General features: G+C 44.6%; 26 protein-coding genes and 1 riboswitch. Of the genes, 17 read left to right on the top strand and 9 right to left on the bottom strand.

Annotation, left to right across the window (positions count from 1 at the left end):
• Window positions 1–72: 72 nt before the first annotated feature.
• The 6 genes from NST79_RS15930 to mntD all read left to right on the top strand — a co-directional run bounded on the left by NST79_RS15930 (window position 73) and on the right by mntD (window position 6,806).
• The gene (locus tag NST79_RS15930; protein WP_029318302.1) at window positions 73–1,533 is read left to right on the top strand and encodes an o-succinylbenzoate--CoA ligase; all 1,461 of its coding nucleotides are present in this window, start codon (window positions 73–75) and stop codon (window positions 1,531–1,533) included.
• Window positions 1,530–2,645 (top strand): o-succinylbenzoate synthase, encoded by a 1,116-nt coding sequence (gene menC / locus NST79_RS15925; RefSeq protein WP_003229057.1) that lies wholly within the window; start codon window positions 1,530–1,532, stop codon window positions 2,643–2,645. Before NST79_RS15930 ends, menC begins: the two co-directional genes overlap by 4 nt.
• Window positions 2,646–2,924: 279 nt before the next feature.
• A complete protein-coding gene (gene mntA, locus NST79_RS15920) occupies window positions 2,925–3,845 on the top strand; it encodes a zinc ABC transporter substrate-binding protein (RefSeq protein WP_212059392.1) in 921 nt (306 codons plus the stop codon).
• An 18-nt stretch (window positions 3,846–3,863) separates the two neighbouring features.
• Entirely contained in the window at window positions 3,864–4,616 is a 753-nt protein-coding gene (mntB, locus tag NST79_RS15915; protein WP_192857932.1) for a manganese ABC transporter ATP-binding protein MntB, read from the top strand.
• A gap of 5 nt (window positions 4,617–4,621) precedes the next feature.
• On the top strand, window positions 4,622–5,929 hold the full coding sequence (gene mntC / locus NST79_RS15910) for a manganese ABC transporter permease MntC (protein ID WP_122895726.1): 1,308 nt from the start codon (window positions 4,622–4,624) through the stop codon (window positions 5,927–5,929).
• Complete coding sequence (mntD, locus tag NST79_RS15905; RefSeq protein WP_003229067.1) at window positions 5,919–6,806, top strand: manganese ABC transporter permease MntD; 888 nt, start codon at window positions 5,919–5,921, stop codon at window positions 6,804–6,806. Before mntC ends, mntD begins: the two co-directional genes overlap by 11 nt.
• Before the next feature lie 18 nt (window positions 6,807–6,824).
• On the opposite strand, the gene NST79_RS15900 is transcribed toward mntD, so the two are convergent.
• Genes NST79_RS15900 through NST79_RS15890 form a run of 3 tightly spaced genes read right to left on the bottom strand, consistent with a single transcriptional unit; the run spans window position 6,825 to window position 9,451 of the window.
• On the bottom strand, window positions 6,825–6,983 hold the full coding sequence (locus NST79_RS15900) for a DUF1540 domain-containing protein (RefSeq protein WP_003229069.1): 159 nt from the start codon (window positions 6,981–6,983) through the stop codon (window positions 6,825–6,827).
• 53 nt (window positions 6,984–7,036) lie between these two features.
• Window positions 7,037–8,077: a cytochrome d ubiquinol oxidase subunit II gene (locus NST79_RS15895; RefSeq protein ID WP_015251386.1), complete on the bottom strand. Its 1,041-nt coding sequence runs from the start codon at window positions 8,075–8,077 to the stop codon at window positions 7,037–7,039.
• Between the two features lie 42 nt (window positions 8,078–8,119).
• Window positions 8,120–9,451 (bottom strand): cytochrome ubiquinol oxidase subunit I, encoded by a 1,332-nt coding sequence (locus tag NST79_RS15890; protein WP_029318296.1) that lies wholly within the window; start codon window positions 9,449–9,451, stop codon window positions 8,120–8,122.
• A 205-nt stretch (window positions 9,452–9,656) separates the two neighbouring features.
• Here NST79_RS15890 and NST79_RS15885 point away from each other — a divergent pair, with 205 nt between their 5' ends.
• Window positions 9,657–9,905 carry a type B 50S ribosomal protein L31 gene (locus NST79_RS15885; protein WP_003219346.1) on the top strand — a complete coding sequence of 83 codons (249 nt, stop codon included), beginning with the start codon at window positions 9,657–9,659 and terminating at the stop codon, window positions 9,903–9,905.
• Between the two features lie 93 nt (window positions 9,906–9,998).
• Window positions 9,999–10,562, top strand: coding sequence for a carbonic anhydrase (locus NST79_RS15880; RefSeq protein WP_014477744.1), 564 nt, complete (start codon window positions 9,999–10,001; stop codon window positions 10,560–10,562).
• Here the strand turns inward: NST79_RS15880 and yidD are convergent.
• Entirely contained in the window at window positions 10,559–10,786 is a 228-nt protein-coding gene (yidD, locus tag NST79_RS15875) for a membrane protein insertion efficiency factor YidD (protein ID WP_003229076.1), read from the bottom strand. The two genes, NST79_RS15880 and yidD, sit on opposite strands and share 4 nt — an antisense overlap.
• Window positions 10,787–10,913: 127 nt before the next feature.
• On the opposite strand from yidD, the gene NST79_RS15870 reads away from it, so the two are divergent.
• Window positions 10,914–11,387 (top strand): S-ribosylhomocysteine lyase, encoded by a 474-nt coding sequence (locus NST79_RS15870; RefSeq protein WP_003219361.1) that lies wholly within the window; start codon window positions 10,914–10,916, stop codon window positions 11,385–11,387.
• A gap of 119 nt (window positions 11,388–11,506) precedes the next feature.
• A complete protein-coding gene (locus tag NST79_RS15865; RefSeq protein WP_014480629.1) occupies window positions 11,507–11,944 on the top strand; it encodes a FixH family protein in 438 nt (145 codons plus the stop codon).
• On the opposite strand, the gene ytzI is transcribed toward NST79_RS15865, so the two are convergent.
• Complete coding sequence (gene ytzI / locus NST79_RS15860; protein ID WP_003229081.1) at window positions 11,938–12,078, bottom strand: YtzI protein; 141 nt, start codon at window positions 12,076–12,078, stop codon at window positions 11,938–11,940. The two genes, NST79_RS15865 and ytzI, sit on opposite strands and share 7 nt — an antisense overlap.
• Window positions 12,079–12,206: 128 nt before the next feature.
• Between ytzI and NST79_RS15855 the strand changes: the two genes are divergently transcribed.
• From NST79_RS15855 to ytkD, 3 genes are all read left to right on the top strand, one after another.
• Complete coding sequence (locus tag NST79_RS15855) at window positions 12,207–12,644, top strand: Dps family protein (RefSeq protein ID WP_003229083.1); 438 nt, start codon at window positions 12,207–12,209, stop codon at window positions 12,642–12,644.
• Between the two features lie 165 nt (window positions 12,645–12,809).
• On the top strand, window positions 12,810–13,214 hold the full coding sequence (locus tag NST79_RS15850) for a holin family protein (RefSeq protein ID WP_042977544.1): 405 nt from the start codon (window positions 12,810–12,812) through the stop codon (window positions 13,212–13,214).
• Between the two features lie 206 nt (window positions 13,215–13,420).
• Entirely contained in the window at window positions 13,421–13,897 is a 477-nt protein-coding gene (gene ytkD, locus NST79_RS15845) for an RNA deprotection pyrophosphohydrolase (RefSeq protein ID WP_003229087.1), read from the top strand.
• Window positions 13,898–13,924: 27 nt separating this feature from the next.
• Here the strand turns inward: ytkD and NST79_RS15840 are convergent, their stop codons facing one another.
• From NST79_RS15840 to NST79_RS15830, 3 genes are read right to left on the bottom strand one after another with little or no spacing between them, the layout of a single operon-like run.
• Window positions 13,925–14,737, bottom strand: coding sequence for an ABC transporter permease (locus NST79_RS15840; RefSeq protein WP_014477740.1), 813 nt, complete (start codon window positions 14,735–14,737; stop codon window positions 13,925–13,927).
• Window positions 14,712–15,494 carry an ABC transporter ATP-binding protein gene (locus NST79_RS15835; protein ID WP_003229092.1) on the bottom strand — a complete coding sequence of 261 codons (783 nt, stop codon included), beginning with the start codon at window positions 15,492–15,494 and terminating at the stop codon, window positions 14,712–14,714. The genes NST79_RS15840 and NST79_RS15835 overlap by 26 nt, the downstream gene beginning before the upstream one ends.
• Before the next feature lie 12 nt (window positions 15,495–15,506).
• Window positions 15,507–16,511 carry an ABC transporter substrate-binding protein gene (locus NST79_RS15830; RefSeq protein WP_047183069.1) on the bottom strand — a complete coding sequence of 335 codons (1,005 nt, stop codon included), beginning with the start codon at window positions 16,509–16,511 and terminating at the stop codon, window positions 15,507–15,509.
• 151 nt (window positions 16,512–16,662) lie between these two features.
• Here NST79_RS15830 and NST79_RS15825 point away from each other — a divergent pair, with 151 nt between their 5' ends.
• Together NST79_RS15825 and NST79_RS15820 are read left to right on the top strand one after the other, a co-directional pair.
• Entirely contained in the window at window positions 16,663–17,436 is a 774-nt protein-coding gene (locus tag NST79_RS15825) for a prolyl oligopeptidase family serine peptidase (protein WP_015714567.1), read from the top strand.
• Window positions 17,437–17,487: 51 nt separating this feature from the next.
• Complete coding sequence (locus NST79_RS15820) at window positions 17,488–17,730, top strand: DUF2584 domain-containing protein (RefSeq protein WP_212059388.1); 243 nt, start codon at window positions 17,488–17,490, stop codon at window positions 17,728–17,730.
• Between the two features lie 38 nt (window positions 17,731–17,768).
• On the opposite strand, the gene pckA is transcribed toward NST79_RS15820, so the two are convergent.
• A complete protein-coding gene (gene pckA / locus NST79_RS15815) occupies window positions 17,769–19,352 on the bottom strand; it encodes a phosphoenolpyruvate carboxykinase (ATP) (protein ID WP_014480627.1) in 1,584 nt (527 codons plus the stop codon).
• Window positions 19,353–19,548: 196 nt separating this feature from the next.
• A riboswitch (SAM riboswitch) is annotated at window positions 19,549–19,687 on the top strand.
• Between the two features lie 167 nt (window positions 19,688–19,854).
• On the opposite strand from pckA, the gene metK reads away from it, so the two are divergent.
• Both metK and asnB read left to right on the top strand, forming a co-directional pair.
• Window positions 19,855–21,057, top strand: coding sequence for a methionine adenosyltransferase (gene metK, locus NST79_RS15810; protein ID WP_003229102.1), 1,203 nt, complete (start codon window positions 19,855–19,857; stop codon window positions 21,055–21,057).
• Window positions 21,058–21,206: 149 nt separating this feature from the next.
• Window positions 21,207–23,105: an asparagine synthase (glutamine-hydrolyzing) gene (asnB, locus tag NST79_RS15805; RefSeq protein WP_004398625.1), complete on the top strand. Its 1,899-nt coding sequence runs from the start codon at window positions 21,207–21,209 to the stop codon at window positions 23,103–23,105.
• The last annotated feature ends 4 nt before the right edge of the window (window positions 23,106–23,109 follow it).

Raw genomic sequence — 23,109 nt, 5'->3', positions numbered from 1 at the left:
CCAACAGCTTGAGACTTTGCGGTCCAAGCTGTTTTCTTTTCAATACAGACATTTTACCTCGGAGATGATGACATGCTGACAGAACAGCCTAACTGGCTCATGCAGCGGGCACAGCTGACACCTGAGAGAATCGCTCTCATCTATAGAGACCAAACAGTGACATTTGCAGAATTATTTGCCGCGTCTAAGCGAATGGCGGCACAGCTTGCCGCTCATTCGGTTCGGAAAGGGGATACTGCGGCTATTTTGCTCCAAAACCGTGCAGAAATGGTATACGCCGTTCACGCTTGTTTTTTGCTTGGTGTTAAGGCGGTGCTTTTGAATACGAAGCTGTCAACACATGAAAGGGTGTTTCAGCTGGAGGATTCGGGATCCGGCTTTTTATTGACAGATTCAAGCTTTGAGAAGAAAGAATATGAACACATCGTTCAAACGATTGATGTGGATGAACTGATGAAAGAAGCAGCAGAGGAAATTGAGATCGAGGCTTATATGCAAATGGATGCAACGGCAACGCTGATGTATACGTCGGGTACGACAGGAAAGCCCAAGGGAGTTCAGCAAACGTTCGGAAACCACTATTTCAGTGCGGTGTCGTCCGCGCTTAATTTGGGTATAACAGAACAAGACCGCTGGCTTATCGCATTGCCGCTCTTTCATATCAGCGGCTTGTCCGCATTATTCAAATCTGTGATCTATGGAATGACTGTCGTGCTTCACCAGCGTTTTTCCGTAAGTGATGTGCTGGATTCTATCAATAGGCATGAAGTGACAATGATATCTGCGGTGCAGACTATGCTGGCCAGTCTTTTGGAAGAAACAAGCCGCTGCCCTGAATCCATCAGATGCATTCTTCTCGGCGGCGGCCCTGCACCTCTGCCATTGCTTGAGGAATGCCGTGAGAAAGGATTCCCTGTCTTTCAGTCATATGGAATGACAGAAACATGCTCACAAATTGTTACCCTGTCGCCGGAATTCAGTATGGAAAAGCTCGGATCTGCGGGGAAACCGCTGTTTTCATGTGAAATCAAAATAGAGCGGGACGGACAGGCATGTGAACCGTTTGTACACGGTGAAATCATGGTCAAAGGCCCGAATGTTATGAAAAGCTATTTTAACCGAGAGAGCGCAAATGAAGCCTCCTTTCAAAATGGCTGGCTGAAAACAGGTGATCTTGGTTATTTGGACAGCGAAGGCTTTTTATATGTATTAGACAGACGTTCAGATCTGATCATATCCGGCGGAGAAAACATTTATCCGGCCGAAGTGGAGTCAGTGCTGCTTTCACACCCCGCTGTGGCCGAAGCCGGGGTTTCAGGGGCTGAGGACAAAAAATGGGGGAAAGTGCCTCACGCCTATCTTGTCCTTCACAAGCCTGTGAGCGCAGGAGAATTGACTGACTACTGCAAAGAACGCTTGGCGAAGTATAAAATTCCGGCAAAATTCTTTGTGCTTGACCGCCTGCCGCGCAATGCGTCTAATAAGCTCTTGCGAAATCAGCTGAAGGATGCGCGTAAAGGAGAACTGCTATGATCGAAATAGAAAAAATCACGCTTTACCATTTGAGCATGAACTTAAAGAAACCGTTTAAAAACAGTATCGAAACGCTTCAAGAGCGTAAATTTCTGATCGTGGAAGCCATTGATACATCAGGTGTCACAGGCTGGGGAGAAGTTTCCGCTTTCTCTTCGCCTTGGTACACCGAGGAAACCATTGGAACATGTTTGCATATGCTAAAAGATTTTTTTATCCCAAATGTCGTCGGCCGTGAATTCAATCACCCTTCAGAAGTGCCGGACAGCCTGGCGCGGTATAAAGGAAACCGGATGGCAAAAGCGGGACTTGAATCGGCTGTATGGGATATTTATGCCAAAAAGAAGGGCGTATCCCTTGCTGAGGCATTGGGCGGAACAAGAGATAAAGTCCCTGCCGGGGTGGTAGTCGGCCTGGCGCCTCTTGACGATATGCTGAAGGAAATTGAGAGCTATCAAAAAGAAGGTTATCAAAGAATAAAAATTAAAATTCAGCCTGGGCAGGATGTGGAATTGGTCAAGGCCATCCGCAGCCGATTCCCAAACATCCCGCTTATGGCCGATGCCAATTCCTCTTACGAACTGAAGGATATCAGCCGTTTAAAGGAGCTTGATGACTATCATTTAATGATGATTGAGCAGCCGCTCCAAGCTGACGATATCGTTGACCACCGCCACTTGCAGAAACATTTGAAAACGGCCATTTGCCTTGATGAGAGCATTTGTTCAGTTGATGATGCGAGACGGGCGATTGAGCTAGGAAGCTGCAAAATTATTAATATAAAACCTTCTCGTGTCGGCGGCTTAACAGAAGCCTTAAAAATTCATGATTTATGCAAAGAGCATCATATGCAGGTTTGGTGCGGAGGAATGCTGGAAACAGGCATATCAAGAGCGCAGAACGTGGCGCTTGCTTCACTGCCTCAATTCACAATACCTGGCGATATATCTTCATCCTCACGCTATTGGGATGAAGATATTGTAACTCCTGATATTCGTATTGATAATGGATTTATTTCTGTGTCAAAACAGCCTGGTTTAGGGGTTGAGGTAAACCAAGATATTATGCGAAAATATGTGACCAAAATGGATGTTTTCACACAGCATGGTTAAGAAAAAAGCATTTTGCTATTTTGAATAAATGACACTGTGCTGTTACAGTAAAAGTGTTCGTTGAATACATCCCTTCTCGTTTGGACCGGCTGCTGACCCAGCCGGTTTTTTTATGTAAATCAGCTTGACAAAAATGGCCAAACGCGATAATTTTGCATAAGGGAAACTTTTTGTCCTGTGTAAATAAAACATGCTTTTGGCTAATTTAATGTCACATGTCTAAGAACTGACAACATAAGATAAAACAATCGGACATTGATGGCAAAGAGGAGGAGAAATATGAGACAAGGGCTGATGGCAGCAGTACTTTTTGCGACCTTTGCTTTAACGGGATGCGGAACGGATTCAGCCGGAAAAAGCGCTGATCAGCAATTACAAGTGACAGCGACAACATCTCAAATTGCCGATGCAGCAGAAAACATCGGAGGTAAGCATGTAAAAGTCACCTCTTTAATGGGACCGGGGGTTGATCCGCACCTTTACAAAGCTTCCCAAGGTGACACGAAAAAATTAATGTCTGCCGATGTTGTTCTGTACAGCGGGTTGCATTTGGAAGGGAAAATGGAGGATGTCCTCCAAAAAATCGGCGAACAAAAACAATCGGCGGCAGTAGCTGAGGCCATTCCGAAAAATAAGCTTATTCCCGCGGGGGAAGGCAAGACGTTTGATCCCCACGTCTGGTTCAGCATTCCGTTATGGATCTATGCGGTGGATGAAATTGAAGCGCAATTCAGCAAAGCAATGCCTCAGCACGCAGATGCCTTTCGGAAAAATGCCAAAGAGTACAAAGAAAATTTGCAATATTTAGATAATTGGTCGCGTAAGGAGATCGCACATATTCCGGAGAAAAGCCGTGTGCTTGTGACTGCTCATGATGCGTTTGCGTACTTTGGGAATGAGTATGGATTTAAGGTAAAAGGCCTGCAGGGACTCAGCACAGATTCGGACTATGGATTAAGGGATGTTCAGGAGCTGGTTGATCTTCTGACAGAAAAACAAATAAAAGCTGTGTTCGTAGAAAGCAGTGTATCTGAAAAATCAATCAATGCAGTGGTGGAAGGCGCTAAAGAAAAAGGCCATACAGTCACAATCGGCGGTCAGCTTTATTCGGATGCCATGGGTGAAAAGGGCACAAAAGAAGGCACATACGAAGGAATGTTCCGCCACAATATCAACACGATTACTAAAGCGCTTAAATAAAGAAAAGAGGTGGAGGATATGTTCTCTGTTGAGCTTGATAATGTGACGGTTGCTTATCATAAAAAGCCTGTACTGCAGGATATTTCGCTGCAGGTGCCTGAAGGAAAACTTATTGGCATTATCGGCCCAAACGGCGCGGGAAAATCAACCTTGATCAAAACGATTCTCGGTCTTGTGCCCCGAGCTTCCGGAGACATCTCTATTTACGGCAAAGACTATAAGGATCAGCGGACCAGAATCGGATATGTTCCGCAGCGCGGCTCGGTTGACTGGGATTTCCCCACAAGCGCGCTCGATGTCGTCCTAATGGGAAGATACGGGAGAATCGGTTTATTAAAGAGGCCAAAGAAAGCGGATGTGGAGATGGCGAAGGCCGCATTAACAAAAGTCGGGATGCATGATTATGCGAAGAGGCAAATCAGCCAGCTGTCAGGCGGACAGCAGCAGCGGGTGTTTCTTGCCCGGGCACTCTGCCAGAACGCTGACATTTATTTTATGGATGAACCGTTTGCAGGTGTCGATGCAGCGACGGAGCGCGCGATTATGACGCTGTTGGCAGAACTCAAAGAAAAAGGAAAAACCGTGCTTGTCGTCCATCATGATCTGCAGACCGCCGAGGATTATTTCGATTGGATCTTACTGCTTCATTTAAGAAAAATCGCTTTCGGACCAGCGGAAAACGTTTTTACGATCGAAAACCTGCAAAAAACATATGGAGGAAGGCTTACGTTTTTAAAAGATAAAGTGCTGGCAGAAGGACATAAGGAGTGAGCGCAATGTTTGAAAGTTTGTGGCTGCAGCTTCAGCATCCGAATACACAGTGGGTGCTGGCCGGTACGCTTTTGCTCGGGACGGCAAGCGGTGTTTTGGGCAGCTTTGTGCTGCTGAGAAAGCAAAGTTTAATCGGCGATGCGATGGCCCATTCAGCTCTGCCGGGAGTGTGTCTCGCTTTTCTGTTCACCGGGCAAAAATCACTGCCTTTCTTTTTGCTGGGGGCAGCGCTCGCCGGACTGCTCGGAACGTTTTGTATTCAGCTGATTCCTCGGCTTTCAAAAACAAAGGAGGACTCGGCGATCGGGATTGTTCTTTCTGTGTTTTTTGGCGTCGGGATCATTCTGCTGACATATATTCAGCAACAGGGGGCGGGAAGCCAAAGCGGGCTTGATTCTTTTTTATTCGGCCAGGCTGCTTCATTGGTCAGGCAGGATATCATCCTTATTGCAGGGATATCCGCTGCTCTGCTGCTCCTATGTATTGTTTTCTTTAAGGAATTTACATTGATTACTTTTGATCTCGCGTTTGCAAAGGGATTAGGAATCCCGGTGCGTTTTTTAAACGGGCTTTTGGCTTGTCTGATTGTCTGTGCTGTCGTCATTGGGCTTCAGACTGTTGGTGTGATATTAATGGCGGCTATGCTGATTACACCTGCCATAACCGCGAGATATTGGACCGAACGATTAACCGGGATGATCATCATTGCCGGGATTACAGGCGGGGTCAGCGGAGTGGCCGGAACCCTGCTTAGCACCACGATGAAGGGAATGGCGACAGGGCCATTAATGATCTTATCTGCAACGCTGCTCTTTCTTTTTTCAATGATTTGCGCGCCTAAGCGGGGATTGGCTGCTAAAGCCATAAGGCTGATGAGGCTGCGGCGCAGAACAAGCAGGGAGCAAGTGCTTTTGGCGATTTATGAACAGTATGAAAAGAAAAATCTTTGTGTAACTGTTGAAAGTGTAAGAAAGAAAAGACGCCTATCCCCTTCATTATGCCTTAAGGCATTAAATGACTTGGAACAAGAGAGGTGCATTGAGCGTATCGAAAATGGGATTTGGCAAATCACAAGCAAAGGGATTGAAAAAGGCTATCACACAGCTTTGAAGCAGCGGATGTATGAAGTGTATCTCATGCATGAAATGGAACTTGCCAATATAGAATCCGATCAGGACTACTTTGACCCGGACCGTTTACCGAGAGAAACGAGAGAGCGGCTTTATTCACTCTTAAAGCTGTATGGACGGATGCCTGAGCTTCGAAAAGTGTCTCATGATGCCGAGAAGGGACAGATCGCGAATGAGTTTTGAAGCATGGATTATAGCTACCGGTGTATTAGTCGGTGTAAGCTGCGGATTGATCGGCACATTTCTTGTACTGAGAAGCATGGCGATGCTGGCCGACGCAATCAGTCATACAGTGTTGCTTGGAATTGTCGGCGCTTTTCTAGTGACGGGAAGTCTCGATGGGATTTATATGTTTATTGGCGCAGCCGCAACCGGTCTGTTAACGGCTTTCTTGGTTCAGCTTCTTCATAGCAAGGGGGTTCAATCAGATGCTGCCATAGGAGTTGTGTTTACATCCTTATTTGCAATCGGGGTTATTTTGCTTTCTGTGTATGGAGCGAATGTCCATCTCGATATTGAGCACTCGTTAATGGGAGAAATCGCTTTTGTGCCGTGGAATACGGTGACGGTATTCGGGGTTGATATTGGGCCGAAAGCGTTTTGGATGCTGGCATCTGTTCTGGTTTTAAACGTAGTGTTGATCAGTGTGTGCTATAAGGAGTTTAAAATCGCTTCGTTTGATCCTCAAATGGCTTTAGCCTTGGGAATACCGGTTTTGCTCATTCATTACGTGCAAATGGGCATGCTGTCCTTGACGACTGTTGCTTCCTTTGATTCGGTGGGTGCCGTATTGGTTGTGGCCATGCTGATTGTTCCGCCGGCTGCGGCACATTTGCTGACAGACCGGCTTCTTTATATGCTGATTCTCAGCGCGTTGATTGGCGGGCTGTCGGCGGTCATGGGCTATTTCTTCGCAACGTGGCTTAATGTTTCGATTTCAGGAGCGATGGCGGCCATGACAGGTGTATGTTATGCAAGCGCCTTTTTGTTTTCACCTGCAAACGGGGTCATAACTAAAAAGCTGAGAACACTCAACATGCAAAAAGAAAGAGCTGGCTGATGCAGCTCTTTCTTTTAATTACAAATCATGCGGCTTAAACGTTTTGCAGTCTGTTTCCCGGCTGTTTTCAGCCGTTTCACCAGTATGGCTGACAACATAAATGGCATCAGCGGTGCATTTGTTACCTTTGCCCCAATAAGAACAGTTGTTGACCTCACATAGAATTTTCTGCTCCATGCCATCCCCTCCTTATAAAGGTTCTGGATTAGTATAGCCGGCTGGCTTGCCCTCTATTCCTCCTGGCGGATATAGCGTTTATCTCGCATAAACATTTTCCAGAAGAAATAAAAGCCCGGAAATAGAATGATAAATGCAACGATATACGTTGCAAACAGCGCTCTGAACGTTGCTGGCTCTGTGAAGCCTGACATGACTGTCACATCGGGATAAATCATATACGGAAGATGCGCCCGCCCGTACGCGTAGCTTGCGAGAAAATACTGTATCCCAATCGCGACAAGTGCAAGCCGCGGTTTTCCGATGTTTTGCCCAAAGCTCTTATTAGGCAGAAAAAGGGCGATTCCAGCAATGACAAATGTAATGAACGATGCAATAATCCAAGTAAAATCATTCATCATTCCGCTGTACAGCCAGTTTGCTTCATTCCGCATTGTCACCATAATGCATACTGCAAACAACAGTGAAATCGGGCCGGTAATCAGGGCGCTTTTTCTGTAGGCTCGGTACGCATCCTGTTCCTCTGCCACATTTGAAACATCTGCAAGCAGCAGCGAGGACAAAAATAAGGTGCTTAAAATCGCAAACCCGATAAATGAATAGGCGTTGGGGCTTGAAAAGATTTTAGACATATTTAAGTTATAGATTCCATCCGTTTTTTCTATAAACCCTCCGTGTGTCACAGGAAGCACCAAAATTAAAATAGCAGGAATGATAAAGCCGGAGATGCCGGAAATATATCTTAGCGTTTTCCGCTCCTTTGCTGTATTTGAAAACACGAGAAATCCGCTTCGAATCGCTAAAAGCAGTAAAATCATGCTTCCGGGAATTAATAAAACGGTGCCGAGCACAAATGTCGCGCCGGGGAAAAAACTGAAAAGCGCCACGACGATGGCCACAATAAAGACATTTGTGACCTCCCAAGTCGGGGACAAAAAGCGATTCGCAATATCGGTGGCCTTCATATGCTCCTTGTTTAAATAGATCATAGACCAAAATCCCGCTCCAAAATCCATTGTCGCCATGACGGCGTAAATAAACACAAAGCCCCAGATAATTGAGATGGCGATCAGAGCGTCAGTTGAAATCTCCATTTGTCGATCTTCCTTCCATTTGGTTTCCTGTTTGCGGAGCCATTACGACTCCGCTGTATTTAAATCTTCGTCAACCGGGTGCTTGCGGAAATAATACAGCAGCACGTAGACGACAGCTGCGCCTAACACGGCATAAACAAATGTGAAAAATAAGAACAGCACCCCGATCGAGCCAGTCGTAGTTACGACATCTGACGTTTTCAGCAGATGATAGATGACCCAAGGCTGTCTCCCCGTACATGCGAAAATCCAGCCGAATTCAATGCCGATGAGACTAAAAGGGCCTGCTGTCATGAAAATGATCAAAAGCCACGTTGGGAAACGGTCTTTCTTGAGCACCTTTCTCCAGACCACACCGATGATGGAATAAAGAATTAGCAGCATGCCTACACCCACCATCGCATTAAACAGCGTGTGAATGAAAAGCGGCGGCCATTCATCTCTAGGAAATGCATTCAATCCCTTTACAACAGTGTCAAAACGGTTCGCTGCCAAAAAGCTTAAAGCCCATGGAATCTCGATAGCCCATTTTACTTTTTCTTCATTCGGGTCGGTAAAACCGCCGATAGCGAGCGGGGCGTGGGATCTTGTTTCAAATAGGCCTTCCGCACCGGCTAATTTTTCGGGCTGGTATTCGTACAGCATCTGTGCAGATTCGTGTCCGTTCAAAGCGGTCAGCAATGAAAAAATACCGCCGATCGTCAGTGCGAGCAAAAGGGCTTTCCGGTGAAAGCGATAGACCTTTTCCTTTTTCCTCGTTCGGATCATTTTATACGCCGCAACAGAAGCCACGATAAACGCACCGGTCATAAACGCGGACAGCACGACATGGCCGGCAGTGATAAAAAAGCTAGGATTAAAAAACGCAGCCCACGGGTCAACATCTGTAATTTTTCCGTTTAAAATTTTAAAACCGGCGGGCGTACCTTCAAAAGCGTGAACATTCGTGATCAGAACAGCGGATGCTGCTGCCCCGACTAACACAAAGAAAACAGCAACAATCCTCATTGCAGGTGACAAACGGTCTGCAGCGTATACATAAATCGACATGAATAGGGCTTCAACAAAAAAAGCATAGATTTCAATTTGAAATGGCAGGGACATCACCCGGCCGATGACTTCCATAAATCCCGGCCATAAAAGCGCGAGCTGAGTGCCCGCGATCGTTCCGGTCGGTATGGCGACCCCCAGCAAAACGGCTTGTGCTTTCGTCCATCTTTTCGCCATGATCGCATAATGGTCATCTTTCGTTTTTTGATAGATCAATTCCGCCACTAAAATCATGAGCGGGAGACCGACTCCAAGCGTTGCGAAAATAATATGAAAGCCCATTGTCGTGCCAAAGAGGCTTCTGGCCAAAACTAAATCATCCACAATCGTAAACCACCTTTCTAAAAAGACGTTCTGTATGTATTTTGGGTTTATTATTTGCTTCCTCGGTTAGATTATTCTTCCTATTCTTAAATGCCATGAGGTTTACGATGTGAAAACAGAGGGAAGGATATAAGAAGATTGACAAAACGTTTGTAAGGTTATAAAATAAAACGTAATTATTACGATTTATTGAAAGGAGATTCACATGAAAGAAGGAATTCATCCGAAGAACCACAAAGTGATATTTCAGGATGTCAACAGCGGCTACCGTTTTCTCAGCACCTCTACGAAAACATCTAATGAAACAGCAGAGTGGGAAGACGGAAACACATATCCTGTCATTAAAGTAGAGGTAAGCTCTGACACGCATCCGTTTTATACAGGCCGCCAGAAATTCAATGAAAAAGGCGGACGAGTTGAGCAGTTCAAAAAACGCTATAACATGGGGAAATAAGGCAGGCCTGAGGGTTTGTCTTTTTTTATTATGACGTATAAACAAGGGTTGTGATATATTGAAGAGTAAAAAGAATAGAAAGGGACAACGAACATGAGTCTTCTAAATGATATTCTCGAATTTAACAAGACATTTACTGAACAAAGAGAGTATGAAAAGTATCAAACATCAAAATTTCCAGATAAAAAAATGGCGATTCTTTCTTGCATGGATACTCGTCTGGTTGAACTGCTGCCGCATGCGATGAATTTGCGAAACGGTGATGTGAAAATCATTAAAAGTGCCGGTGCGCTTGTGACACACCCATTCGGAAGCATCATGAGAAGTTTACTCGTCGCAGTGTACGAGCTGAATGCAGATGAGGTGTGTGTGATCGGGCATCACGATTGCGGCATGAGCAAAATCAGCAGCAAAAGCATGCTTGAAAAAATCAAAGCAAGAGGGATTCCGGAAGAACGCATCGAAACAATAAAGTACTCCGGTGTAGACTTTGATCAATGGTTTAAAAGCTTTGATTCAGTGGAAGCGAGTGTGAAAGACAGCGTAGATGTTATTAAACATCACCCGCTGTTCCCTGAAAACGTTCCGGTCCATGGCTTAGTCATTGATCCTAAAACCGGAAAACTGGATCTTATCGTAAACGGTTATAACAATTAATGTTTTTGTTTCTTTTCAGGAACGGGATCGACTCCTCCCGGATGGAACGGGTGGCATTTCAAAATCCGTTTGATTGTCAGCCATCCGCCTTTTAAAGCGCCATGTGTTTTAATCGCTTCGATTCCATATTGGGAACAGGTCGGATAAAAGCGGCACGTTGGCGGTGTCAGGGGCGAGATGAATTTTTGATATCCTCTGATCAGAGCGATGAATAGGGTTTTCATGTTTCTTCAGCAACCTTTCTGATCAAGTATAAGAAAAAAAGCACAGATTGAAAAGTTAATCAATAATTCTTATCGGAAAAGTATGTTATAATGAAATTACATTTTTAAAAAAGGGGAGAGTGCCATTATGCCTTCAGTAGAAAGTTTTGAGCTTGATCATAATGCGGTTGTTGCTCCATATGTAAGACATTGCGGCGTGCATAAAGTGGGAACAGACGGCGTTGTAAATAAATTTGACATTCGTTTTTGCCAGCCAAATAAACAGGCGATGAAGCCTGACACCATTCACACACTCGAGCATTTGCTCGCGTTTACGATTCGTTCTCACGCTGAGAAATACGATCATTTTGATATCATTGATATTTCTCCAATGGGCTGCCAGACAGGCTATTATCTAGTTGTGAGCGGAGAGCCGACATCAGCGGAAATCGTTGATCTGCTTGAAGACACAATGAAGGAAGCGGTAGAGATTACAGAAATACCAGCTGCGAATGAAAAGCAGTGCGGCCAAGCGAAGCTTCATGATCTGGAAGGCGCTAAACGTTTAATGCGTTTCTGGCTTTCACAGGATAAAGAAGAATTGCTAAAAGTATTTGGCTAAAATAGAAAGGACCTTTTTGCGCATAAGCAAAAAGGTCTTTTTTGTGACGTCTCATATTTTGTGTACCATTTGCTGTAAGCGTTTGCTACTATTTAGGTAAACGATGAAAGGGTGATGGCATGAAAAAGATGTTGGTTGTTCTGCTTTTTTCTGCTTTTTTGCTTAACGGGTGCGGATCTGGTGAAAGCAAAGCAAATACAGCTGAGACGCCCGAGGTTTTGGATGTCAAGCTGACCGGGCCTGAAAAAGTAAATCCCGGAGAAAGCGCTGCTTATGAAGCAGCCGTATCATATGGTGATGAAGCTGTGACGGATGCCGATGAAGTAGAGTTTGAAGTATGGAAAGAAGGGGAAAAAGACGCAAGCCAAATGTTTAAGGCGAAACAAGAAAAAGGCGTATACCGATTGGAAACGACGTTTAAGGAAGATGGTGTATACACTGTCCAATCCCATGTCACAGCAAAAAAACAGCATAGCATGCCGACCTTAAAAGTCCAAGTCGGAGACGCCGATGCTGCCAGCAATCAGTCAGAAGAGGAGCATTCACATCATCATTGATTGTGTGAATCAGAGTGATTTTCTTGTGGTGGATCAATGGTATGCTTTACATTATAGGCTTTTACAGTCGTCCAAATGGTTACAAGCAAAACAGCCAGCACAATCAAAATACTTATCGTAATGAGAAGCGTCATGACATTCCACCTCCCGTTTTTTAACAATTGTAGCATAATAGAAGAAATCGTGACAGATAAGGGTAAAAAAGAGGTTTTAGCGTACGATATTAAGGGTATACATAGTCATATAACAAGGAGGAGATACCATGTCAGAACAATTGATTCAAGCAGTGAACAAACAAGTAGCCAACTGGACGGTCATGTATGTGAAACTACATAATTATCACTGGTATGTGAAAGGAAAAGATTTCTTCACTCTTCATGAAAAGTTTGAGGAGCTGTACAACGAAACAGCAACTTATATTGATGACTTAGCAGAACGTCTTTTGGCGCTGAACGGAAAACCGATTGCAACAATGAAGGAATCCTTAGAAACGGCTTCTGTCAAAGAAGCGGCTGGAAATGAAACAGCTGAACAAATGGTTCAAAGCGTATATGATGATTTCACAGTCATCGCGGAAGAGCTGAAAAACGGCATGGATTTAGCTGATGAAGTCGGTGACGAAACAACAGGGGACATGCTTCTTGCGATCCATCAAAATATTGAAAAACATAACTGGATGCTAAAAGCTTACCTAGGTTAAGTTCAAAAATAGAACGGTCGGATGTCTTAAAAAAGACGTCCGGCTTTTCTTTTTGTATCTGAAAAATAGGCGACAACCAGTCCATTTTTCTGAAAAATCCAATCCGTTCGGCTTGTTTTCCATAGAATATCGTAAGGCCGTTTCTGTGAAAGGATGTTGGGATAAATGGATAGAGACTTTGGCATCTTTTCGTTAATAGCAGTCAGCGTTTCAGCAGCGGGTTTTTTCTTTGGAGGTTTTCAGTATTCATTTCTGATTTTGCTCTCTCTTATGGCAATTGAATTTATCAGTACGACTTTGAAGGAAACCATTATTCACAAACTGTCATTTAAAAAGGTATTTGCCCGGCTTGTCAAAAAATTAGTCACGCTGGCTCTGATCTCTGTATGCCACTTTTTTGATCAGCTGCTGAATACACAGGGATCAATTCGTGACTTGGCTATTATGTTTTATATTCTTTATGAATCTGTGCAAATTGTTGTGACAGCCAGCTCTCTTGGCATACCGGTTCCTCAGATGCTTGTCGATCTTTTAGAAACGTTAAAAAATAAATTTAAGCGCAAACCGTAACTTTTCCCTGTTCGCGGGTCATAATAAAGCCCAGAGCGTCGGTCGCACTTTCCGGCAAAAGTATCGCAAAAAAACTGTACGAGCTAGTCTGCATGCAGAACCTGACGGCGTGCTGGGTCCCTTATTTTTTGATAAAAGGCTTCCGAAGAAACGTAACTGTGGTATGATGTATGGAAGATAGCTAGGAACGGATTTGAGGGATAAACATGTACGAGTTTAAAGATTATTATCAGAATACTGTTCAGCTTTCCTTTGACGATCAGCCTTTCTCGGACAGCCCGAAGCATGTCTGGGTGATTTGCCGTTTTGGCGGTAAATGGCTTTTAACAGAACATGAGGACAGAGGCTATGAGTTTCCAGGCGGGAAAGTAGAGCCGATGGAGTGCGCAGAAGAGGCTGCGCTCCGGGAAGTAAAGGAAGAGACGGGCGCGAGAGTCAAAAGCCTCAAGTATCTCGGACAGTATAAAGTTCTCGGAAAAGAAAAAGTAATTGTAAAAAATATATATTTTGCAGATATAGAAAAGCTTGAAAAGCAGGCTGATTACTTTGAAACGAAAGGCCCGGTTTTGTTTCACGAGCTTCCGGAGAACCTTTCCCGCAATAAAAAATTCAGCTTTATTATGAAGGATTCCGTACTTCCGATCAGCTTGAAAAAACTGAAAGAATCTGGATGGATTGAATAAAAAAACCCGGCACATATGCCGGGTTTTTTATGTCCTCCCCTTCGTCCATTTCTTTTCCAGCAGCTCGACGCCCTGATACATCAGAGTGGCGAAGATGGCGATGATCAGCAGGCTTAAGAAGACGAGTGTAAAATTGAAGACTTGGAATCCGTAAATAATCATATATCCTAATCCGACCTTCGAAACGAGGAATTCCCCTACAATGACGCCAACCCATGATAAACCGACGTTCACTTTTAGTGTTGAAATAATCGCGGGGGAGGATGCAGGCAGTATGACTTCTTTAAAAATAACCCACTTTTTTGCGCCGAATGTTTTCATGACTTTCGTATAGTTTTCGTCGACCTCCTGGAAGGCGGTGTAGACAACGATGGTTGTGATAATGACGCTGATGATGGCTCCCATCGCAATGATGCTGATAAAACTGGGGCCGAGCGCGACAATCAGGATCGGGCCCAGGGCCACTTTCGGCATTGCATTCAAAATCACAAGATACGGATCTAAAATTCTGGCAAGTCGGTTAGACCACCATAACAAAGCGGCGAGGCACGTGCCCATAAACGTCCCAAGCAAAAAGCCAAGCACCGTTTCAAATAAAGTGACGCCGATGTGTGACAGTAAAGAACCGTCACCAAGTTTCTCCAGCAATAATCGCCACACAGCTGATGGAGAGCTGAAGATCAGCGGATCGATCCAGCCCTGCCTGCTGGAGGTTTCCCAGCCCGAGAAAAAGAGAATAAATATGGCAAGCTGAAAGGAATGGACCTTCCACTTTTCCTTTTTCTGTTTGAATTGATACTGCTCGTGAAGCAGATCAATGGTTTCTTTGCTGTTTCTCAAGAGAATTCAGCTCCTTCCATATCGTTTGAAACAGTGTCTGGAAGGAAGGTTCCTGACGGGCGTCAAAAGGCAACATCGCGGCCAATTCCTTAGGAATGGTAAAAATCTGATGGATGGTGCCCGGCTGATTTGAAAATAAAAAGATCGTATCGCTCATCGCTATCGCTTCCCCTATATCATGAGTGACAAGCACTGCTGTTTTTTGATATTCCTTTAATGTGCGGAATACCAGGTTTTCCAAAGACAGCTTTGTCTGAAAATCAAGCGCGGAAAATGGCTCATCCAGCAAAAGCAGACTAGGGTTAGGCGCAAGTGTTCTTGCAAGCGCAGCCCGCTGGCGCATCCCGCCTGACAGCTCTTTCGGATATTTTTTCTCCACATCTATGAGGCCGAACTCCGGCAATAGACCGAGTGCAGCGGCTTTGCTTTCTTCTGTCAGCGTGTCGGCGATTTTTAAACCGAGAAGCACATTTTCCTCGATAGATTTCCAGGGAAATAAGTAATCCTGCTGAAGCATATAGCCAATATTATGTTCTTTTTGATTCGGCTCACGGCCTTCAATCAGAACTCTGCCTTCTGATGGCTCAATCAAACCGGCAATAATGGAAAGCAGTGTTGTTTTTCCGCAGCCGCTTGGGCCGAGAAATGAGATGAAATCGCCTTTTTCGGCATCGAAATGAATATCCCGCACAGCCGTTGTTTTTTCTTTAATAGAAAAATAAGTATGGGTTACATGGTCGACATGTAAGAAAGACATAGATGGCGCCTCCTATTTCTCCGAGGTGACTTTTTCAGCAATTTCTTTATTTACAAGCTGATTGTATGGAATGTGCTTCGGCAGTTCTCCCGATTGATCCATAATGGTTTGGAGAAGCTCCCATTCTTTTTCGTTAAGCAGAGGGTCTGGCGAATATGAATGCTGTTTTTTATAGCGTTCAATGGATGTTTCGATGACGTCTGGGTCGGTATCATCAAATTCATCTTTAATGGCATCTGTGATGTCCTTCGCAGAATGATTTTCAACCCACTGCTGCGCCTTATAAATGGCCTTTGTAAACTTGACGGCTGTGTCTTCATTTTTCTTCAAATAGCTTTGTTTCGCCATAAAAGTCGTATAAGGAACCTCTCCTGATTCTTCTCCGAATGAAGCCACGATATGGCCGATGCCTTTTTTCTCAAAGAGAGAAGCCTGCGGTTCAAAGAGCTGTACATACTCACCGGTTCCAGAAGCAAACGCATTGGCAATATTGGCGAAGTCTATGTTCTGGATGAGGTCTATATCCTTATGCGGGTCAATCTTATGTTTGTTCAGTACATACTCGCCGACCATTTGCGGCATGCCGCCTTTTCGCTGACCGAGAAACGTTTTTCCTTTCAGCTGATCCCAGTCGAAGTGTTCAACATCTTCTCTCGCGACAAGAAACGTTCCGTCTGTCTGAGTCAGCTGGGCGAAATTAATGACGGGATCTTTAGCCCCTTGCGCTTCGACATAAATAGATGTTTCTGACCCGACAAGCGCGATGTCGGAGCCGTTGGAAAGAAGCGATGTCATCGTTTTATCTCCGCCCCAGGTCGTATTCACATCGACATCAAGCCCTTCTTCCTTAAAAAAACCTTTAGACTCAGCAACATATAAAGGTGCGTAAAAAATTGAATGGGTCACTTCAGCTACTTTGACTTTGGTGAGCGTTTCTTCCTGCTTGCAAGCCGCCAGGGCGAACATCAGAAAGATACTGCCGACACAGGCGAAGCCCAGCCTTAACCATCTGTTCACATAGACAACCTCCTTATTTCGCATCAAGTTAATATCCTTTTTTGCTTTACATATCGTATGATGGGTATAAAAATGTGTGAATGCCTAACCAGGTTCTCCGGATGTAATTTTGGAGTAAGGAAAGCATATAGAAAAAAAGGAGGCGGCTGTTTTGATTGTAGAGAAAAGAAGATTTCCGTCGCCAAGCCAGCATGTGCGTTTGTATACGATCTGCTATCTGTCAAATGGATTACGGGTTAAGGGGCTTCTGGCTGAGCCGGCGGAACCGGGACAATATGACGGATTTTTATATTTGCGCGGCGGGATTAAAAGCGTGGGCATGGTTCGGCCGGGCCGGATTATCCAGTTTGCATCCCAAGGGTTTGTGGTGTTTGCTCCTTTTTACAGAGGAAATCAAGGAGGAGAAGGCAATGAGGATTTTGCCGGAGAAGACAGGGAGGATGCATTTTCTGCTTTTCGCCTGCTTCAGCAGCACCCAAATGTCAAGAAGGATAGAATCCACATCTTCGGTTTTTCCCGCGGCGGAATTATGGGAATGCTCACTGCGATCGAAATGGGCGGGCAGGCAGCTTCATTTGTTTCATGGGGAGGCGTCAGTGATATGATTCTTACATACGAGGAGCGGCAGGATTTGCGGCGAATGATGAAAAGAGTCATCGGCGGAACACCGAAAAAGGTGCCTGAGGAATATCAATGGAGGACACCGTTTGACCAAGTAAACAAGATTCAGGCTCCCGTGTTGTTAATCCATGGAGAAAGAGACCAAAATGTTTCGATTCAGCATTCCTATTTATTTGAAGAGAAGCTAAAACAACTGCATAAGCCGGTGGAGACGTGGTACTACAGTACATTCACACATTATTTCCCGCCAAAAGAAAACCGGCGTATCGTGCGGCAGCTCACACAATGGATGAAAAACCGCTGACAGTGAAATATGTTATGATAAAGAAAAAAGAGAACGAAAGGGGATTTCACTTTGGGAATGCCTATTGAATTTAATACACTGATTGTGACAAAAGGAAAAGAAGTTCGCATAGATGAAAATATATTCACGTTAGAGAAGGACGGATACCGAGTATATCCGATGGAGATTCCAATGGATGTACGCAAAACAAAGTTTGGCGAAAAGTCAGGCACAGCTGAAGTGCAGAAGCTTCAATGGGAAGACGACCGGACCATCATTACATACAAGCTGACTTCTTTGCATTCCGTCAATTAAAACAAGCCAAGAGCATAATTGCTCTTGGCTTTTGTTTTTTATACGAGAGGGCCGCCTGCCTGGGCGATGGCATCGGTATGTGCGAACTTTTTAAAGTTCTCTTTGAATTCATTTGCAAGGTAGACTGCTTTTTCTTTGTATTCTTCCTTGTTGGTCCACGTGTTTTCAGGCTGAAGGATATGATCAGGAACGCCAGGAACATGGGCCGGAATGTGCAGGCCGAAAATATCGTCAGTTATCATTTCAGCATCCTCTAATTTGCCTTCAATCGCTGCTTTGACCATTGCTCTAGTGTAAGAAAGCTTCATTCGTTCGCCTGTGCCGTAGCCGCCCCCGGTCCAGCCGGTATTGACTAGGAAAACGTCTGCGCCGTGTTCATCGATCTTTTTGCCGAGCATTTCAGCATAGACGTGAGCAGGAAGCGGCAGGAACGGTGAGCCGAAGCATGTAGAGAACGTCGTTTCAGGAGACGTGACACCACGTTCGGTTCCGGCAAGCTTACTCGTGTAACCGCTCAAGAAATGGTACATCGCCTGCTCCTTCGTCAGTTTGCTGATCGGCGGCAGGACTCCGAAGGCATCAGCCGTCAAAAATACAATTGCTGACGGATGGCCGGCCATGCTTGGAGTCACGATGTTGTCAATCATATGAATCGGGTAAGCTGCCCGCGTGTTTTCAGTATAGAAGGAATCATCATAATTGGCTTCGCGTGTATCTTCATCAACAACGACATTTTCGAGAACAGACCCGAAGCGGATCGCGTTAAAGATTTGCGGCTCCTTTTCCTCGCTTAAATGAATGCACTTAGCGTAGCATCCGCCTTCAATATTAAAGACGCCTGTATCAGACCAGCCATGTTCATCGTCACCGATCAGCTTGCGGTCAGCATCTGCCGACAGGGTGGTCTTGCCTGTTCCTGACAGTCCGAAGAAAAGGGCGACATCGCCTTTTTCACCGACATTGGCGGAGCAGTGCATAGATAAAATATCTCTTTCAGGCAGCAGGAAATTCATAATGGAGAAAATGGACTTCTTCATTTCACCGGCATACTCAGTTCCGCCGATTAAAATTGTCCGCTTTTCGAAAGAGACAATAATAAACGTTTCGGAATGAGTGCCGTCTGTTTTTGGATCCGCTTTGAAATGCGGAGCAGAAAGAATGGTGAACGGCTGCTCAACTGTTTTCTTATCATTTCCTTCCGGACGGATAAACAGCTGCCGCGCAAATAAATTGTGCCATGCGAACTCATTTACGACAGTGATCGGCAGCCTGTATTTCTCGTCTGCTCCGGCAAATCCTTCGAAAACAAACAGTTCATCTCGCTCCTTTAAATAGCTGACAACTTTCGTGTACAGCCGCTCAAACGCTTCTTCTGAAATCGGCTGATTCACCGGGCCCCAATCGATCTTATTTTTCGTGCTTTCTTCTTCCACGATGAATTTATCTTTAGGTGAGCGTCCTGTGTAAGCGCCTGTTGTCGCGCGAACAGCACCTGTGGATGTTAAAATGCCTTCGTTTCGGGAGAGGACTTTTTCTGTTAGCTGTGCTGCTGATAAATTATGACGCACATTTGGACATGTTAATAAGGCTTGTAAATCAGCGGTCAAATCAACTGAGTTCATATGAAACCTTCCTTTATCGTTTTTTGTGTTTTGCTAATTGTGAATTAGTATAACATATATTTTCAAATAGTCTATACTATTTATCATTTTTTGTGTGTGCATTTCCATTGTTTTCCTTCAATATAGGTGCCTATTTCTTCTGAATCATATTGACATTGCAAACCCTTTTACGATAAGATATTTCATTGAGCGGATACTCTTATCCCGAGCTGGCGGAGGGACAGGCCCTATGAAGCCCAGCAACCGGTTTCTCTGTTATTTATTATGTTCAACTGAGTGAGACAACCAAGGTGCTAACCTGTTGCAAGGTTGTATGATTCCTTGAGCGATAAGAGTGAAAGGCACAAAGACCAAACCCTTTCCTCGATGGAAAAGGTTTTTTTATTTCATAAATATGCCAATTAACATTCTCTAATATAACTGTACATTGTATAAGAGGGAGCGAGTTCCGTATCATATATACAAGGTCTTTCGGGAGGCCTTGTGCAGGAGGAAGCAAATCATGAGTAAAAATCGTCGTTTATTTACATCAGAATCTGTTACGGAGGGGCATCCGGATAAAATCTGTGACCAGATTTCTGACAGCATTTTAGATGAAATTTTAAAGAAAGACCCTAACGCGCGTGTTGCTTGTGAAACATCTGTGACAACAGGTTTGGTTCTTGTAAGCGGAGAGATCACAACTTCTACGTATGTTGACATTCCGAAAACGGTTCGCCAAACCATTAAAGAAATCGGATACACACGTGCAAAATACGGATTTGATGCGGAAACTTGTGCGGTTTTAACATCAATTGATGAGCAGTCTGCTGATATCGCGATGGGCGTAGACCAAGCGCTTGAAGCCCGTGAAGGCACAATGAGCGACGAAGAAATTGAAGCGATTGGTGCGGGTGACCAAGGATTAATGTTCGGTTATGCGTGCAACGAAACGAAAGAGCTTATGCCTCTTCCAATTTCACTTGCCCATAAATTAGCCCGCCGCCTAAGTGAAGTCCGTAAAGAAGATATTCTTCCGTACCTTCGCCCTGACGGCAAAACACAGGTAACGGTTGAGTACGATGAAAATAACAAACCAGTCCGCATTGACGCGATTGTTATTTCAACTCAGCATCATCCTGAAATTACACTTGAGCAAATTCAGCGCAACATTAAAGAACATGTAATCAATCCGGTTGTTCCTGAAGAGCTGATTGATGAAGAAACAAAATATTTCATCAACCCTACAGGACGTTTCGTAATCGGAGGCCCTCAAGGGGATGCAGGACTTACAGGACGCAAAATCATCGTTGATACGTACGGCGGCTATGCACGCCACGGCGGAGGCGCGTTCTCAGGTAAGGACGCGACGAAGGTAGACCGTTCTGCAGCTTATGCGGCAAGATACGTTGCGAAAAACATCGTTGCGGCTGAGCTTGCTGATTCTTGCGAAGTACAGCTTGCTTACGCGATCGGTGTTGCACAGCCTGTGTCAATCTCAATCAACACATTCGGTTCAGGAAAAGCTTCTGAGGAAAAACTGATTGAAGTTGTTCGCAATAACTTTGATTTACGACCTGCCGGCATTATCAAAATGCTTGATTTGCGCCGTCCGATCTACAAACAAACTGCTGCGTACGGCCACTTTGGACGTCACGATGTTGACCTTCCATGGGAGCGCACAGACAAAGCGGAGCAGCTGCGTAAAGAAGCGTTAGGAGAATAATTTTATAGCCGCTTACTGGTTAAGCGGCTTTCCCTTTTTTATCGTTGTATTCATGTTTATTTTTTTACATAACTGTGAAACCAAATACTATTCACAGCGTCTATAAATAGGGGTTCAATGATGACAATTTTAATTATGGAGGCAATACTATGTGTGGATTTGTCGGGGTTTTTAACAAGCATCCGTTAGCTCAAACCGCTGATCAAGAAGAACTAATCAAACAAATGAACCAAATGATCGTTCACCGCGGTCCTGACAGTGATGGATATTTCCATGATGAGCACGTCGGCTTCGGATTCAGACGGCTCAGCATTATTGATGTAGAAAATGGCGGACAGCCTTTATCATATGAAGATGAAACATATTGGATTATCTTTAACGGAGAAATCTATAACTATATTGAACTGAGAGAAGAACTTGAAGCAAAGGGGTACACATTCAACACGGATTCGGACACAGAGGTTCTTCTTGCGACTTACCGTCACTATAAAGAAGAAGCGGCGTCCAAACTGCGCGGTATGTTTGCCTTTCTGATTTGGAATAAAAACGATCATGTGCTTTATGGAGCAAGAGATCCATTCGGCATTAAACCGTTGTACTATACAACAATCAATGATCAGGTTTATTTTGCCTCAGAGAGAAAAAGTTTAATGGTTGCTCAGAATGATATTGAAATAGATAAAGAGGCATTGCAGCAGTACATGTCTTTCCAATTTGTTCCTGAACCGAGCACGCTTGATGCCCATGTGAAAAAAGTAGAGCCGGGTTCACAGTTCACAATCCGCCCGGACGGCGATATCACATTCAAAACGTATTTCAAAGCGAACTTCAAGCCGGTTCAGACTGAAGAAGACAAGCTTGTGAAAGAAGTCAGAGACGCGATCTATGACTCTGTAAACGTTCATATGAGAAGTGACGTTCCTGTCGGTTCGTTCCTGTCTGGCGGGATTGATTCTTCCTTTATTGTTTCTGTTGCGAAGGAATTTCATCCAAGCTTAAAAACATTCTCTGTCGGCTTTGAACAGCAGGGCTTCAGTGAGGTTGATGTAGCGAAAGAAACGGCAGCGGCGCTGGGCATTGAAAATATCAGCAAAGTCATTTCGCCTGAGGAATACATGAATGAGCTTCCGAAGATCGTATGGCATTTTGATGACCCGCTTGCTGATCCGGCAGCGATTCCGTTGTACTTTGTTGCAAAAGAAGCAAAAAAACATGTAACGGTTGCTTTATCAGGTGAAGGAGCGGATGAGCTCTTCGGCGGATATAACATTTACCGTGAGCCGCTTTCGCTTAAACCGTTTGAACGGATTCCGTCCGGCTTGAAAAAGATGCTTCTGCATGTTGCTGCCGTTATGCCTGAAGGTATGAGAGGAAAGAGCCTGCTTGAGCGCGGCTGCACTCCGCTTCAGGATCGTTATATCGGTAACGCGAAAATCTTTGAAGAGTCTGTCAAAAAGCAGCTGTTGAAGCATTATAATCCGAACCTTTCATATCGCGATGTGACGAAGACTTACTTTACAGAAAGCAGCTCGTACAGCGATATCAACAAAATGCAGTATGTCGATATCCACACTTGGATGCGCGGCGACATTTTGTTAAAGGCGGATAAAATGACGATGGCGAATTCTTTGGAACTGCGTGTGCCGTTCTTGGATAAAGTCGTATTCGACGTCGCTTCAAAAATTCCTGATGAGCTGAAAACGAAGAACGGCACGACGAAGTATCTTCTTCGCAAAGCCGCTGAAGGAATTGTGCCTGAGCACGTATTAAACCGCAAAAAGCTTGGTTTCCCTGTACCGATCCGTCATTGGCTGAAAAACGAAATGAACGAATGGGTGCGGAATATTATTCAGGAAAGCCAAACGGATGCTTATATCCATAAGGATTATGTCCTTCAGCTTCTTGAAGACCATTGTGCGGACAAGGCTGATAACAGCCGTAAAATCTGGACTGTGCTAATCTTTATGATCTGGCACAGCATCAATATTGAAAAACGGTATATGCCTGAAGAGCTGAGCCATCAGCCTAAAGAAGTCATCTTTGTGTAACAGA

The sequence above is a fragment of the Bacillus sp. PS196 genome, from assembly GCF_037963555.1.
Taxonomy (GTDB): domain Bacteria; phylum Bacillota; class Bacilli; order Bacillales; family Bacillaceae; genus Bacillus; species Bacillus subtilis.
The sequence above is the reverse complement of the archived record's forward strand: the minus strand, read 5'-3'. Positions and strand labels throughout refer to the sequence as shown.

Bases quoted from the DNA above. Each gene is read 5' to 3' on its own strand.
- NST79_RS15930 (WP_029318302.1), top strand. From the start codon at position 73: ATGCTGACAGAACAGCCTAACTGGCTCATGCAGCGGGCACAGCTGACA.
- menC (WP_003229057.1), top strand. From the start codon at position 1,530: ATGATCGAAATAGAAAAAATCACGCTTTACCATTTGAGCATGAACTTA.
- mntA (WP_212059392.1), top strand. From the start codon at position 2,925: ATGAGACAAGGGCTGATGGCAGCAGTACTTTTTGCGACCTTTGCTTTA.
- mntB (WP_192857932.1), top strand. From the start codon at position 3,864: ATGTTCTCTGTTGAGCTTGATAATGTGACGGTTGCTTATCATAAAAAG.
- mntC (WP_122895726.1), top strand. From the start codon at position 4,622: ATGTTTGAAAGTTTGTGGCTGCAGCTTCAGCATCCGAATACACAGTGG.
- mntD (WP_003229067.1), top strand. From the start codon at position 5,919: ATGAGTTTTGAAGCATGGATTATAGCTACCGGTGTATTAGTCGGTGTA.
- NST79_RS15900 (WP_003229069.1), bottom strand. From the start codon at position 6,983: ATGGAGCAGAAAATTCTATGTGAGGTCAACAACTGTTCTTATTGGGGC.
- NST79_RS15895 (WP_015251386.1), bottom strand. From the start codon at position 8,077: ATGGAGATTTCAACTGACGCTCTGATCGCCATCTCAATTATCTGGGGC.
- NST79_RS15885 (WP_003219346.1), top strand. From the start codon at position 9,657: ATGAAAGAAGGAATTCATCCGAAGAACCACAAAGTGATATTTCAGGAT.
- NST79_RS15880 (WP_014477744.1), top strand. From the start codon at position 9,999: ATGAGTCTTCTAAATGATATTCTCGAATTTAACAAGACATTTACTGAA.
- yidD (WP_003229076.1), bottom strand. From the start codon at position 10,786: ATGAAAACCCTATTCATCGCTCTGATCAGAGGATATCAAAAATTCATC.
- NST79_RS15870 (WP_003219361.1), top strand. From the start codon at position 10,914: ATGCCTTCAGTAGAAAGTTTTGAGCTTGATCATAATGCGGTTGTTGCT.
- NST79_RS15865 (WP_014480629.1), top strand. From the start codon at position 11,507: ATGAAAAAGATGTTGGTTGTTCTGCTTTTTTCTGCTTTTTTGCTTAAC.
- ytzI (WP_003229081.1), bottom strand. From the start codon at position 12,078: ATGACGCTTCTCATTACGATAAGTATTTTGATTGTGCTGGCTGTTTTG.
- NST79_RS15855 (WP_003229083.1), top strand. From the start codon at position 12,207: ATGTCAGAACAATTGATTCAAGCAGTGAACAAACAAGTAGCCAACTGG.
- NST79_RS15850 (WP_042977544.1), top strand. From the start codon at position 12,810: ATGGATAGAGACTTTGGCATCTTTTCGTTAATAGCAGTCAGCGTTTCA.
- ytkD (WP_003229087.1), top strand. From the start codon at position 13,421: ATGTACGAGTTTAAAGATTATTATCAGAATACTGTTCAGCTTTCCTTT.
- NST79_RS15835 (WP_003229092.1), bottom strand. From the start codon at position 15,494: ATGTCTTTCTTACATGTCGACCATGTAACCCATACTTATTTTTCTATT.
- pckA (WP_014480627.1), bottom strand. From the start codon at position 19,352: ATGAACTCAGTTGATTTGACCGCTGATTTACAAGCCTTATTAACATGT.
- metK (WP_003229102.1), top strand. From the start codon at position 19,855: ATGAGTAAAAATCGTCGTTTATTTACATCAGAATCTGTTACGGAGGGG.
- asnB (WP_004398625.1), top strand. From the start codon at position 21,207: ATGTGTGGATTTGTCGGGGTTTTTAACAAGCATCCGTTAGCTCAAACC.